Below are 12,452 nucleotides of genomic sequence, written 5' to 3' on the forward strand. Positions count from 1 at the left end.
CCTGTTCAGTCCTTCTTCGTCTCGGGATCCATGGGGAGCACGGCGCTCACCTCGTACCCACCGCTGGCGAGGGGGCCGGCGGCGAGCTCGCCCCCCAGCATGCCCGCCCGCTCCCGCATCCCCAGCAGTCCGTGCCCCGCACCCTGCGACGGCGGGGCCGGCCGGGTCGGGGCGCTGTTGGCGATGCACAGGTGCAGCTCGCGCGGCCCGTACGCGACGCCGACCTCCACCCGCGAACCGGGCGCATGGCGCAGACAGTTGCTCAGCGCCTCCTGCACGATCCGGTACGCGGTGAGGTCGACGCCCGGGGCGAGGGCCCTGCGGACGCCCGCGATCTCGGTGACCACCTCCAGTCCGGCGCTGCGCACGTTGTCCACGAGGCCGTCCAGTTCGGCGAGGGTGGGCTGCGGATGGTGCGGGTTCGCCGGATCGTCCGGTTGCTCGGAACGCAGCACGCCCAGCACCCGCCGCAGTTCCGTCAGGGCTTCCAGCGCGTTCTCCCGGATGCCCGCCAAGTTCTCCTTGAGCTCCTCGGAGGGGTTCTCCACCAGGTGCGGGGCGACCTGCGCCTGGATGGAGATCACCGACATGTGGTGGGCGACCACGTCGTGCAGTTCGCGGGCGATCCGGGTGCGCTCCTCCAGCAGGGTCCGCTGGGCCCGCTCCTCCTCGGTGAGCGTCTCCTGCTCGACGAGCTTGCCGCGGGCCAGGCGCGTGGCCCGCAGCGCGTACCCGAGCAGGCCGACGACCCCGTAGAGGAGGAGCGCCGACAGGACGGTGCTCTGGCTGTGCGCCGGCTTCAAGAACGCCTCGGCCAGCCCGGTGAGGACGACGGGGACACCGACGGCCGCTATGGTCACCCTGGGCGGCACGCGCAGGGCGACCAGCAGCAGCACCGGTGCGAAGGCGATCAGCCCTCCTGCCGTCCAGGGCCAGGTCTGTCCCGCACTGACGTCGGCTTGGATCAGCCAGGCGCCCAGCCCGCCGGCCAGCACGCCGAGCCACCACCCGGCCATCGGCCGGAACATCGCGAGCACGATCGAGCCACCGGTCAGGAGCGCTGCCACCAGCGGTGGACCGCCGGTGACGCCGTAGTGGTCGCCCAGTTGTTCCGTGGTGAGGAAGCAGAAGAAGACGGCGACATAGCCGACCGCGACGTGCGGCAGCCGGTTCAGCCACCGCGGCCGGGACATCTTCGGCAGCGGATCCCACTCCAGGTTGATCAGGTCCCGGCCCAGGGCCCACAGCCACCCGCCCCGGGGCGCGGAGGCCCGGCCCGGGTGCGCAGTCGGGTCCGCAGCCGTGGCCCGGGCCGCGGCCGGACTCCTGCCCTGGGCTGCGGGCGTGGCCGGGGGCGCGCTCTGCTCGTTCACGGCGGCCAGCCTAGGCATGGGTGATCTCCTGGACCGGTGCCGGCGGGGAACCGGCTGTCGGACGGGAGCCCACGACCGTCCGCGACGAGCTGCTCCGATTCGGCTGCCTGGCCTGTTCGTACGTGTGGAACGCGGCCCAGCAGAGGGCCAGCACGGCGGCGAACACCGGCAGCCACAGCAGCCGGGCGGCTATCCACTGCGCGGAGTCGGGCACCGTGTGCAGCCCGGACAGATCGGCGGGGGCCAGCAGCCCCAGGGCTGTCACGGCCATCATCGCGGTCTGGTGCCACAAGAAGATCGTCATCGCGGACAGGTTCATCAGCGCCACCTTCGCCCAGACCCGGGGTCGCCGCATGGCCCGCTCCAGCGGCTCGCGGAGCAGCAGGGCCAGTCCGCACTGGGCCAGCCCGAACGCGGCGGCGGCCAGCGTCGGCGGGTTCAGGTTGGATATCGGGGCCCCCGGCACACCGACCATGGACGCCGGATACCCGCCCCACAGCACCAGCGCGACGGTGGCGGCGGCGCCCGCGCCCAGCAGCAGCGCGGCCGGGGTGCGCCGGGCGAACGCCCCACGGGACCAGGCGGCGCCCAGGGTGAAGGGGACGAGCCAGCCCGCGGCCACATTGACCCACCCGATCCACTCGGGCCCGCCGAGACCGAACCGCCATGCGTCCACCGCCGCCACCACGGCCAGTGGCCACACCGGGCTGAGCCGTGCCACGAGCGGTGTGGCAGCGGTCAGTACGGCGAAGACGAGCAAGAACCACAGGGGCGAGAGGACGAGCTTGAGCAGCGTCTGGACCGTGCCCGGGTCTGCTCCACCGAGGAGCATCCCGCCCGCCGTCACGGCCCAGAGGGCGAGCACCGCGGCCACCGGCCGGAACAGCCGCGACAGCCGCTGCCCGACCCACGCCCCGTACGGGAGCCCGCGCTCGCGCGCCGACGCGTAGCCGCGGGCGGCGACATGACCGCCGACCAGGAAGAAGACGGCGAGGGTCTGGAATATCCAGGACACCGGCGCCAGCCAGGGCAGGTGGGCCAGCGGACTGGCCGTACTCAGGCCGCCGTTGGCGGTGGTCAGGGCGGTCACCAGCCAGTGGCCCAACACCACGCCGAGGATGGCGAAGGACCGCAACGCGTCCACGGTCCGGTCCCGGTCGGTGGGGGTGCCGGCGTCGATGCGGTCCGCGAGGGCGGACCAGCGGGCGCGGAGCTTACGCATGGGGGACCTCCGGAGTGATCGGGGTGGTCTGGGCGGTGCCGATGACGATGCGGGTCAGGCTGTCGAGGGACGTGGTGCCGGGCTTGAGGTAGTCGCTGTGCCCGCCGGATCCGGCGGCGAAGGGCCGGGCCCCGAAGGCCGGTTCGACGGGGTCGGTGCCGAAACCGATCCCGCCGATGCGGACATGGGGGACGTTGCCGATCCAGTCGCCGCGGCCCCGCCCGGCCCAGACCTGCGCGCCGGTCGGCAGCTCGGCGGCGGAGCCGGCGCCCGTACCCGGACTGCCGAACAGGGCGATGTCGGTGACCTGGGGGCCGGTGTCGGTGCGGGCGCAGACCACGGACCCGTACGAGTGGCACAGCAGCGAGATCCGGGCGCCGGGCGCGGCCACACGCCCCAAGCGGTCGAGGAAGGGGCCCAGTTCGGTGGCAGCCGTATCCGCCCGGTCCGCGGTCAGGACGGTCGCGCTGACCGTGCCGGGGGTGTCGTACCCGAGCCAGGCGACCACGGCGGAGCGCGGATGCTCGGCCTGGACGCGCTGGCGGAGGGCGACCGCTCCGTCGCGGAACCGCTGGTAGGTGTCCAGGCCGGTGTCGGAACCGGGCACCAGCACGGCGATCCGGTCGGCGGTCTCCAGATCGCCGAGCACCTCGACCGCGCGCCCCTGGCCGCGGCCGTCGAACGCGAGGAACCGGGCCGTCCCCTCCGCCTCCATGGCGCGCAGCTTCGCCGCCCGTCCCGTGCGGCCGGCGTCCTGCGCCATCCGGGCCGCCTCGGCGAGGTTGGCCCGGTTGGCCGCGTACCGGGCCGGGAGCGAGTCGTGTTCGGCGAAGGCGGCGGGCGCCGGCGCGGGCACATCGGGAGAAGCGGCGGCGGACACGGGGAACACGACGGCCGAGGCGATGAGTCCGGCGAGCAGGGTCCGACGCAGACGCTCACGCCGACTTCCGGCAGGGCGGCCTTCGCCGTGGCCTTCGGGGCGTCCTGCGGGGCGGTCTGCGCGGCGGGTCATGTCGGGTCCCTGTCCTTCGCTCGATCCAGAGGGGCTGGTGCCTGAGTGCGTGTCTTCTCTGGTTTCGAAGTTAGGAATTGAGGCCCATCGCCGGCGTCCCGCTGTAGACCGGCCTTTGCGGATAGCTCTCAGGTATGACAGGGGGAACCTGAGAGCCACGGAGAGAGGAAGGGAGTCCGTCCCAGGAAGGCCTCCCCAAGGCGGTCGACTAGGGTTCTGGCATGAGGCAAGGCGACAACAGCCGCAACGACAAAGCCGGTTACCGCGAGGACTGGCGCGCCGACCGCATCGGCAGCGCGCACCGGGGCGAGAACCCGACCGTCCTGCGCCGCCTCGGCCAGGGGTTCGCCGTGATCGGGGACCGGCAGTTCCTCCCCGGGTACGCGGTGCTGCTGACCGACGACCCGTCAGTGACCCGGCTCTCCGATCTCCCGCGGGCGCGCAGGACGGAGTACCTCTCCGACATGGAGCGGCTCGCCGAAGCCGTCGAACGGGCCTGCCGCCGGCTCGACCCGGCCTTCCGGCGGGTCAACATCGAGATCCTGGGCAACGCCGACCCGTACCTCCACGCCCACATCTGGCCCCGCTACGAATGGGAGCCCGCCGACAGGGTGCGGCTGCCCGTGTGGCTGTACGAGGAGCAGTACTGGAGGGGGAGCCGGTACGAGTTGGGGGCGCGGCACGACGGGCTGCGCGCCGCCATCGGGGAGGAGCTGGACCGGCTGGCCGCGGGCTGACGTACTGGGCTGCCAAGGCTCACGCCCGCCGCTGTGCCCGTGCGCCGATGTGCCCGTGCGCCGTATACCCGTGCGCCCGTGTTGCCCGTACCCCGCCAGGGCTACGGCGTCGTCGCCACGCGGACGCCGAAGCCGATCAGGACCACGCCCGTCGCGCGGTCCAGGGCCCGGCGGACGCGCGGCCGGGCGAAGAACTGCCGGGCGCGCGAGAGGACGTACACGTACGTGCCGAGCCAGACCACCGTCAGGGCGAGGTGGATCAGGACGAGCAGTGCCATGCCGGTGGCGGGGCGCAGGCCGGACGGGGCGAGGGCGGGCAGCAGGCCGGTGTAGAAGACGGCGATCTTGGGGTTGAGGGCGTTGCTGACGAGGCCCGTCCGCCAGGCGCTGCCCGTGGAACCGCGTACGGCGGGCGGCTCCGCGCCGGGCCGCCGCAGGGACTGGACGCCGAGGAAGCAGAGGTACGCGGCGCCCGCGAGCTTCACCGCCAGGTACACCTCGGCCGACGCGGCGAGCAGTGCGGCGAGGCCGGCGACGGTGAGGGCGCCCCACAGCAGGAGCCCGGCCGCGATCCCGGCGACGGTGCGCAGCCCGTCGGCGCGGCCGCGGGAAACGGCGCGCTTCGTCACGACGGCCATGTCGGGGCCGGGGACGAGGGTCAGCAGTGCCAGGACGCCGGTCGCGGTCAGGAATTGCGTGAGCACGCGGCTCAGTCTGCCACCCGGGGCTCCGCGAGCGGTTCGACGAGACCCGCGCGCCAGCTGGGGGCCGGGTCCTGGCCGGGGCTGGTCCAGTACTCACGGGCGCCGGTGATCTCTCCGTCCTGGACGGTCCACAGGGAGACGGCGCGGTAGACGACGTGGTCCTGGGGGACCTCGACCTCGGTGACGACGAGGTCGCCGTCCGCCAGGATGCGCAGGAGGTTGACGGATCTCTCGTCCGTGAAGGCCTCGTCGCTGTTCACGGCGATGAAGTTGTCCCGGCCGACGATGCGCTCGCCGCTGACGGGCCACTCGATGACCGCGTCCTCGGCGATGAGCCGTGACACGGCGGGCCAGTCGCGGGCGTCTATCCGCTCCCACAGTTGTGCAATGACGGTCAACGGCTCCATGTGCGGCAGTGTGCGGCGGGGGTGTCGCGGGCAACAAGCTTTGCTTGCAGGCTTATTGACTTCGACACATTCCGCTTTCGCACCGCTTCCACTTCACTCGTCGGCCGCCACCTCACGCGGGGGGAGCAGCAGGGCGTCCAGGGCCGCCGTGAGGCGGTCCAGGACCCGGACCGTTTCCGCGAAGGCTGCTTCGCCCAGCTCCTCCGCCAGCCGGCCGGCCAGGGCGGCGTGGTCCGGGGTGATGCGGGCTACGGCGGCGCGGCCCTCCTCCGTCGGCCGGAGCAGCTTCGCGCGGCGATGGGCCGGGTTCGGCACGTACTCGGCGAGGCGTTTCGCCACCAGCAGGTCCGCGATCCGCTGGACGCTCTGCCGGGTGATGCCCATGACCCGGGCGATGCCAGCCACTGGCAGGGGCTCCTGGAGCACCGCGCCCAGTACTTGCCACCAGGCCGCGGTCAGTCCGGCCGGGCGGGCCAGCTCCTCCGAGAGCGTGAGGAACCGGCCGTTCAGTCCGAACACCCCGAGGGCGGTGCGGCTCAGCAGGTCCTGCCGGGCCCGTTCCGACAAGGCGTCGGGCAGCGGTTCAGGCATCGCCGCGCTCCGAAGCCGCCATCAGGACGGGGAACGCGCTCGCGTCCGAGTCGTGGAACAGCCGGTACCAGGCGTCCAGGACCTCCGGCGCGTAGGCGTCCAGCCGGGCGAAGACCTCGCGGGCGAAGGCCACCGGCTCCGTCGGGCCCGCCGTGATCAGGTCGCCGTCCGTCACCGCGTCGACCTCGACGTACCGCTCGGCGCCCGCGTAGCCGGGCTGCAGGGCGAGGTACCCGGCGGCCGCGCTGGTGTGCGCGCGGGCGTCGAGCAAGCCCTCGCGGGCCAGGCCGGCCGTGGCGCCGCAGATCGCCGCGACCGGGACGCCCGCCGCCAGGAACTCCCGCGCCTTGGCCGCGAAGGGCGCCAGGTCGTCGCCCGAGTCCCAGAGCGAGGCGCCGGTCAGGATGAGGAGGGAGGAGTCCTCGGGGGAGAGGTCCGCGAGGGCCAGGTCGGGCTGGATGCGGACGCCGCCCATGGTGGTGACCGGCGTTCCTGCGGTGAGGGCGACCGTACGGACGTGGTGGCCGCGCTGGGTCAGGTGCGCGGTGGTGTGCCCGGTCTCCCAGTCCGCGTACGTGTCGTACACCGCGAGGTGGACCGGATGGGTGTTGTCGGCCATGTCGCCGCCTCCTCCATTGATGCCTGGATGCCTGGATGCCTGGATGCCTGGATGTCCGGGTGTCTGGATGTACGGGGTTCATGCGCTATGACAGTAGGCTGTCATGACGGCAGTGTGCTGTCAATCACCGCATTCCGTGCAGACAGACTGCCGAGACCCGGCCCCCACCCGCAGACAGTCCGCCCATATCCCTTCCCACCTGCGGACTTCTAGCGTGGCCGCATGACCCCTCACGTCGCCACCGGCGCGGCCGTCAAGGCCGCCGACCGCGCCCACGTCTTCCACTCCTGGTCCGCCCAGGCCCTGATCGACCCGCTCGCCGTCGCCGGAGCCGAGGGGTCGTACTTCTGGGACTACGACGGAAACCGCTTCCTCGACTTCTCCTCCCAGCTGGTGAACACCAACATCGGCCACCAGCACCCCAAGGTCGTCGCCGCGATCCAGGAGCAGGCCGCCCGGCTCTGCACCCTCGCGCCCGGCTTCGCCGTCGACGTCCGCTCCGAGGCCGCACGCCTCATCGCCGAGCGGACGCCGGGCGACCTGGACAAGATCTTCTTCACCAACGGCGGCGCCGAGGCCGTCGAGAACGCCGTACGGATGGCCCGGCTGCACACCGGCCGCCAGAAGGTGTTGTCGACCTACCGCTCCTACCACGGGGCCACCGCCGCCGCGATCAACCTGACCGGCGACCCGCGCCGTTGGCCCTCCGACACGGGCGCCGCGGGCGTCGTGCACTTCTGGGGCCCGTTCCTCTACCGCTCGCCGTTCCACGCCACCACCGAGGCCGAAGAGTGCGAGCGCGCCCTCGCGCACCTCGCCGACACGATCACCTTCGAGGGTCCTGCGACCATCGCCGCGATCATCTTGGAGAGCGTGCCCGGCACCGCCGGGATCATGACCCCGCCGGCCGGATACCTCGCGGGCGTCCGCGAGCTCTGCGACCGCCACGGCATCGTCTTCATCCTCGACGAGGTGATGTCCGGCTTCGGACGGACCGGCAAGTGGTTCGCCGCCGAGAACTGGGGGGTCACCCCCGACCTGATCACCTTCGCCAAGGGCGTGAACAGCGGCTACGTGCCGCTCGGCGGCGTCGCCATCTCCGGCGCCATCGCCGAGACGTTCGCCACGCGCCCCTACCCCGGCGGACTGACGTACTCCGGCCACCCGCTGGCCTGTGCGGCCGCCGTGGCGACGATCAACGCCATGGAGGAGGAGGGCGTCGTCGAGCACGCCGCCCAGCTCGGCGAGAACGTGATCGGCCCGGCGCTCGCCGAGATCGCCGAGCGGCACCCGTCGGTCGGCGAGGTCCGCGGCCTGGGCACCTTCTGGGCCCTGGAGCTCGTACGGGACAAGGAGACGCGCGAGCCGCTCGTCCCGTACAACGCGTCCGGAGCGGACAACGCGCCGATGGCCGAATTCGCGGCGGCCTGCAAGGCCTCCGGCCTGTGGCCCTTCGTGAACATGAACCGGACGCACGTCGTCCCGCCGTGCACCATCACGGAGACGGAGGCCAAGGAGGGTCTGGCCCTGCTGGACGAGGCGCTGACGGTGGCGGACCGCCACACCACGTCGGCGTGACCCGCCACACCACGTCCGCCTGACCTCCACGCGGCCCGTCGCCGTCCACCACAAATGGTCCGCGTTCGATCGGTTTCAGCCTCGCTGCCTGGCCTAAGGTGTCCGGAGTTCACTTAAGGAGACGGACGCCTATGTCAGGCAGCGGCGCTGTCACCCGCAACACACTTCGCCAGCAGATCGCGGACGCGCTGCGCGACGAGGTGCTCGCGGGACGCCTGCCACCGGGCACCGAGTTCACGGTCAAGCAGATCGCCGAGCAGTACGAGGTCTCCGCGACCCCCGTACGCGAGGCACTGGTCGACCTCGCGGCACAAGGGCTGCTGGAATCGGTACAGCACCGGGGCTTCCGCGTGCGCGTCTACACCGTGGACGACTACCGGGGCATGATCGAGGCCCGTACGCTCATAGTGGACGGGATCTTCCGGCGGCTCGTCGAGCGTGGCACCGCGCCCGGCTCCGGCGAAATGCTGGTGTCGGTGCGCCGTCGTGCCGAGGAGGCGTGCCGGGCCGCCCAGAGCGGCTCGCTCGAAGTGCTGATCGGCTACGACCTGCGCTTCTGGAGGGAGCTGAGCGGGCTGGTCGGCAACACGTACATCTCGGAGTTCCTGCACCGCATCCGCGTCCAGTGCTGGGTCTTCGCCGTGCCCCACCTGAAGGCGGCGCCGGACCTGCACACCGGGCTGTGGTCCGGCCACAACGAGCTGGTCGACGCGGTGACCCGCGCCGACGCCGACGAGGTGCGCAGCCTCGTGTACGCGTACAACCAGCACGGTCTGGACTGGGCCGCGGGACTGAAGGCGGTCGGCGCATGACCGGTCCGAGCAGCATGACCGGCCCGAGCGGCCCGAGCAGCCCGAGCAGCCCGAGCGACCCGAGCAGCCCGAGCGACCCGAGCACCCGCGCGGGCACCGAAGCGGCGGGACCGGGCGACGCAACCGGAGCAACCGGAGCAACTGGAGCGGCCGGAGCGGCCCCGCTCTGGCTCGGCACCGTCGGGCTGTCCGTGGTCATCCCCGCCCACGACGACGAGCACCGGATCGGCCCGACGCTCGACGCCTTCCGCGCAGACCTCGACGCCCGCTTCGGCACCGGCCGCGGCGACTGGGAGCTCGTCGTCGTCGACGACGCCTCCCGTGACGCCACCGCCGCCCTCGTCGAGGCCGCGGCCGCCGACGAACCCCGGATCCGGCTGGTCCGCTCCGAACACCACCGCGGCCCGGGCGCCGCGCTGCGCGCCGGAGTGCTCGCCTCCGCCGGTGAGCGGGTCCTGCTCGCCGACGCCGGGCTCAGGACGCCGCCGGCCGAGCTGGAGCGGCTGGAACACGCCCTCGCCCAGGCGGACGGAACCACGGCCACCGCCGCCCTCGGCCGGTCGCAGACCCGCGTGGTCCGCGCCCTGGGCATCCCCGGGATACCGGGCTTCCGCACCAACACCTGCGGCTTCGCCCTCTTCGACGGGGACCGGGCACGGGCCGCCTTCGGCGCCTGCGTACTCGACGGTCCCGCCGTCGACGCCGAGGTGCTGCGCTGGGTGCGCCGCCAGGGCTGGCACGTGGTCGAGGTCCCGGTGCGCCGCAGTGCGCCGCGTACCCCCCGCCCTCCCCGGCCCCGCCGGGCCGCGGGCGACCGGCGCCGCGCCCTCGTGGAGCTGCTGCGCCTGAACGCCGGCGGCCTCGCCGTCGCGGCCGTCTTCCTCGCCCTCGCCGCGTACGTTTTCCACGGCCTGTGGGCGGACCTCGACGGCCGCTACCTCAAGGACGCGCTGCAGGACCAGAACCAGTGGGAGTGGTTCGTCGGCGTCACCACCGACAACATCACCCACCTGCGCAATCCGCTCTTCACCACGGCCCAGGGCATGCCCGACGGCGTGAACCTGATGGCCAACGCGACGATGCTCGGCCTGACCGTCCCGCTGATCCCGGTGACGCTCCTGTTCGGGGAGACCGTCACCTTCGCGCTGGTCCTCACGCTCGGCATGGCCGCCAGTGCCTGGACCTGGTATTGGCTGATCCGCCGCCGCTTCGTGCAGAGCCGTTGGGCCGCCGCCGCGGGCGGGGCGCTCGCCGCGTTCGCGCCGCCGATGGTCTCGCACGCCAACGGCCACCCGAACTTCGTCGTCCTCTTCATGCTCCCGCTGATCATCGACCGGGCACTGCGCCTGTGCGGGGGCCGGAACGTGGCCCGGGACGGTGTCCTGCTCGGCCTGTTCGCGACGTACCAGATCTTCCTCGGCGAGGAGCCGCTGCTCATCGCCGCGCTCGGCATGCTGGTCTTCTCCGTGGCGTACCTGCTGGTCGACCGGCGGCGCGCCCTGGAGGCCGCCCGGCCCCTGGGCCTCGGACTGGCCATCGCCGCCGCCGTCTGCGTGCCGCTGCTGGCCGTCCCGCTGTACTGGCAGTTCTTCGGGCCGCAGAGCTACCACTCGGTCCTGCACGGGGACAACGCCGGGAACAGCCCGCGCGCCCTGGTCGAGTACGCCGCCCGCTCCCTCTTCGGCGACGCCGAGACGGCGGGCCGGCTCTCCCTGAACACCACCGAGCAGAACGCCTTCTACGGCTGGCCCCTGCTGGCCTTCGGCGTGGCCGCGTGCGTGTGGATGTGGCGGCGTACGGTCGTCCGCGCACTCGCGATCACCGGGGCCGTGGCGCTGCTGCTGTCCCTCGGGCCGTGGGTGCCAGTACCGCGCACGGACGTGGTGCTGCCCGGGCCCTGGCGGCTGGTGGTCAAGCTGCCGCTGTTCGAGTCGGTGATCGAGGGGCGCGTGGCGATGGTGTGCGCCCCCGTGCTGGGCGTGCTGGTGGCGCTCGCGCTCGACCGGATCGTACGGATGCGCAGGCGCGAGCTGCGCACGCTCGGCCTGCTCGGGGTGGCGGCCGCGCTGATTCCGGTGCTGCCGCTGCCGCTGGCCGTACGGGAACGGGCGCCGGTGCCGGAGTTCATCGCCTCGGGTGCGTGGAAGGGCTACGTCAAGGACGGCGAAGCGCTCGTCCCGGTGCCGCTGCCGGACCCGGGCCAGGCGGACGCGCTGCACTGGCAGGTCGAGGCGGACTTCGGCTTCCGGTTGGCCGGCGGCTACTTCAACGGCCCGTGGGGGCCCGACCGCATCGGCATCTACGGCGCCACCCCGCGGCACCTCTCGAACCTCCTCCGGGACGTCCGCTACGGGGCGCAGCCGCCGGAGATCACCCCGCAGTGGCGGGAGCGGGCCCGGCAGGACCTGGAGTTCTGGAAGGCGAGCGCGATCGTCCTGCCGTTCCAGGACCGGGACACGGAGCTGCGCGACATGATCAGCGAGCTGCTCGGGCAGGAGCCGAAGAAGGTGCAGGACGTGTGGGTCTGGAGGGTGGGCGCGGGACGGCCGTAGCGGGCCGTTCCGCTACAGGTTCTGCGCAGCCCTTCGCGGAGGGTGTTCGGCACACTACGCTGGCCGGATCGGCGACACCGACTGATCGGAGCCCGCGTGGCCTGTGACCTGTGGCTGGTCCCCCTTGTCGACGTGCTGTGCCACAGCCCCGACAACCCGTTCGCGGAAGAGATCGCCTCGTACGACAAGGCGCTGGGCGAGGCGGGACTGCCGTCCGTGCCCGTGTTCGCGTACATGCCGGGCCTGAGCGGGGACGTGGCTCCCGTCGCCGGCTTCGACTACGACGCCCTGCACTTCCTGCGGCGGGCCTACCTGCTGCAGATCTGCGGACTGCCGGTGACGCCGGTGGACGAGCTGGGCGGGGACTACGAGCAGCTGCTGGAGATGTTCGAGTCGACGGCGCAGCAGTCGCACCTGGTGTGGCACTACGACCACGCAGGGGCGTACGTGCCGGTGGACTTCGCGGCTCCGCTGGCCAACGAGGAGCTGTTGGCCGGGGGCGGGCCGCTGGGGTCGGCGCAGGGGCTGCTGCGCGAGCTGATGGTGGTGGCGCCGGCGATCGGGATAGACCCGGGGAACCCTCCGGTGGCGCCCGCGGCGCCGGGGCGGCCGACGTCGCTGGAGGAGCCGGCGGGGCCGATCCCCTACGACGAGAGTCCCTTCGCGCGGGAGCGGCACGTGTGGCTGGGCCTGCATGCGGCTGCGACCCGGAGCCTGGGCCAAGGCTCCATGATCATCTTCAGCTGATCCCGGCCCCGCTCGCCGGGGTCCGGCCCGGAGCCCAGCGCCTCGAACGCCGGCGGGGCCAGGTTCGAGGGGGCCGGCCACCGGCCCCGAAACCGGCC

The 12,452-nt window shown here is 72.8% G+C and carries 12 protein-coding genes; 5 read left to right on the top strand and 7 right to left on the bottom strand.

The window, feature by feature from the left end:
- Positions 1-5 precede the first annotated feature (5 nt).
- From OHA65_RS20635 to OHA65_RS20645, 3 genes are read right to left on the bottom strand one after another with little or no spacing between them, the layout of a single operon-like run.
- Positions 6-1,391: a sensor histidine kinase gene (locus tag OHA65_RS20635; protein ID WP_371644293.1), complete on the bottom strand. Its 1,386-nt coding sequence runs from the start codon at positions 1,389-1,391 to the stop codon at positions 6-8.
- Complete coding sequence (locus tag OHA65_RS20640; protein ID WP_327284561.1) at positions 1,384-2,595, bottom strand: acyltransferase; 1,212 nt, start codon at positions 2,593-2,595, stop codon at positions 1,384-1,386. The genes OHA65_RS20635 and OHA65_RS20640 overlap by 8 nt, the downstream gene beginning before the upstream one ends.
- A complete protein-coding gene (locus OHA65_RS20645) occupies positions 2,588-3,607 on the bottom strand; it encodes an alpha/beta hydrolase (protein WP_327284562.1) in 1,020 nt (339 codons plus the stop codon). Before OHA65_RS20645 ends, OHA65_RS20640 begins: the two co-directional genes overlap by 8 nt.
- A 221-nt stretch (positions 3,608-3,828) precedes the next feature.
- Here OHA65_RS20645 and OHA65_RS20650 point away from each other — a divergent pair, with 221 nt between their 5' ends.
- Positions 3,829-4,344, top strand: coding sequence for a diadenosine tetraphosphate hydrolase (locus OHA65_RS20650; protein ID WP_327284563.1), 516 nt, complete (start codon positions 3,829-3,831; stop codon positions 4,342-4,344).
- A gap of 101 nt (positions 4,345-4,445) precedes the next feature.
- Here the strand turns inward: OHA65_RS20650 and OHA65_RS20655 are convergent, their stop codons facing one another.
- The 4 genes from OHA65_RS20655 to OHA65_RS20670 form a co-directional block, all read right to left on the bottom strand.
- Positions 4,446-5,048, bottom strand: a complete 603-nt coding sequence (locus OHA65_RS20655; RefSeq protein WP_327284564.1) for a LysE family translocator — start codon at positions 5,046-5,048, stop codon at positions 4,446-4,448.
- Positions 5,049-5,053: 5 nt separating this feature from the next.
- Positions 5,054-5,455 carry a nuclear transport factor 2 family protein gene (locus OHA65_RS20660; protein ID WP_327284565.1) on the bottom strand — a complete coding sequence of 134 codons (402 nt, stop codon included), beginning with the start codon at positions 5,453-5,455 and terminating at the stop codon, positions 5,054-5,056.
- A gap of 93 nt (positions 5,456-5,548) precedes the next feature.
- The gene (locus OHA65_RS20665) at positions 5,549-6,046 is read right to left on the bottom strand and encodes a helix-turn-helix domain-containing protein (RefSeq protein ID WP_327284566.1); all 498 of its coding nucleotides are present in this window, start codon (positions 6,044-6,046) and stop codon (positions 5,549-5,551) included.
- On the bottom strand, positions 6,039-6,665 hold the full coding sequence (locus OHA65_RS20670; protein WP_327284567.1) for a DJ-1/PfpI family protein: 627 nt from the start codon (positions 6,663-6,665) through the stop codon (positions 6,039-6,041). The genes OHA65_RS20665 and OHA65_RS20670 overlap by 8 nt, the downstream gene beginning before the upstream one ends.
- A gap of 222 nt (positions 6,666-6,887) precedes the next feature.
- On the opposite strand from OHA65_RS20670, the gene OHA65_RS20675 reads away from it, so the two are divergent.
- From OHA65_RS20675 to OHA65_RS20690, 4 genes are all read left to right on the top strand, one after another.
- A complete protein-coding gene (locus OHA65_RS20675; protein WP_327284568.1) occupies positions 6,888-8,243 on the top strand; it encodes an aspartate aminotransferase family protein in 1,356 nt (451 codons plus the stop codon).
- A gap of 131 nt (positions 8,244-8,374) precedes the next feature.
- Entirely contained in the window at positions 8,375-9,055 is a 681-nt protein-coding gene (locus OHA65_RS20680) for a GntR family transcriptional regulator (protein ID WP_266665442.1), read from the top strand.
- The gene (locus OHA65_RS20685) at positions 9,052-11,607 is read left to right on the top strand and encodes a glycosyltransferase (protein WP_405762268.1); all 2,556 of its coding nucleotides are present in this window, start codon (positions 9,052-9,054) and stop codon (positions 11,605-11,607) included. The genes OHA65_RS20680 and OHA65_RS20685 overlap by 4 nt, the downstream gene beginning before the upstream one ends.
- 96 nt (positions 11,608-11,703) lie before the next feature.
- Positions 11,704-12,354 carry a hypothetical protein gene (locus OHA65_RS20690; protein WP_327284570.1) on the top strand — a complete coding sequence of 217 codons (651 nt, stop codon included), beginning with the start codon at positions 11,704-11,706 and terminating at the stop codon, positions 12,352-12,354.
- Positions 12,355-12,452: the final 98 nt, after the last annotated feature.

It is taken from the genome of Streptomyces sp. NBC_00045, assembly GCF_045041095.1.
Classification (GTDB): domain Bacteria; phylum Actinomycetota; class Actinomycetes; order Streptomycetales; family Streptomycetaceae; genus Streptomyces.

What these genes read in the sequence shown, in the direction of transcription:
- OHA65_RS20635 (WP_371644293.1), bottom strand. Translation starts at nt 1,391, where the DNA reads ATGCCTAGGCTGGCCGCCGTGAACGAGCAGAGCGCGCCCCCGGCCACG.
- OHA65_RS20640 (WP_327284561.1), bottom strand. Translation starts at nt 2,595, where the DNA reads ATGCGTAAGCTCCGCGCCCGCTGGTCCGCCCTCGCGGACCGCATCGAC.
- OHA65_RS20645 (WP_327284562.1), bottom strand. Translation starts at nt 3,607, where the DNA reads ATGACCCGCCGCGCAGACCGCCCCGCAGGACGCCCCGAAGGCCACGGC.
- OHA65_RS20650 (WP_327284563.1), top strand. Translation starts at nt 3,829, where the DNA reads ATGAGGCAAGGCGACAACAGCCGCAACGACAAAGCCGGTTACCGCGAG.
- OHA65_RS20660 (WP_327284565.1), bottom strand. Translation starts at nt 5,455, where the DNA reads ATGGAGCCGTTGACCGTCATTGCACAACTGTGGGAGCGGATAGACGCC.
- OHA65_RS20665 (WP_327284566.1), bottom strand. Translation starts at nt 6,046, where the DNA reads ATGCCTGAACCGCTGCCCGACGCCTTGTCGGAACGGGCCCGGCAGGAC.
- OHA65_RS20670 (WP_327284567.1), bottom strand. Translation starts at nt 6,665, where the DNA reads ATGGCCGACAACACCCATCCGGTCCACCTCGCGGTGTACGACACGTAC.
- OHA65_RS20675 (WP_327284568.1), top strand. Translation starts at nt 6,888, where the DNA reads ATGACCCCTCACGTCGCCACCGGCGCGGCCGTCAAGGCCGCCGACCGC.
- OHA65_RS20680 (WP_266665442.1), top strand. Translation starts at nt 8,375, where the DNA reads ATGTCAGGCAGCGGCGCTGTCACCCGCAACACACTTCGCCAGCAGATC.
- OHA65_RS20685 (WP_405762268.1), top strand. Translation starts at nt 9,052, where the DNA reads ATGACCGGTCCGAGCAGCATGACCGGCCCGAGCGGCCCGAGCAGCCCG.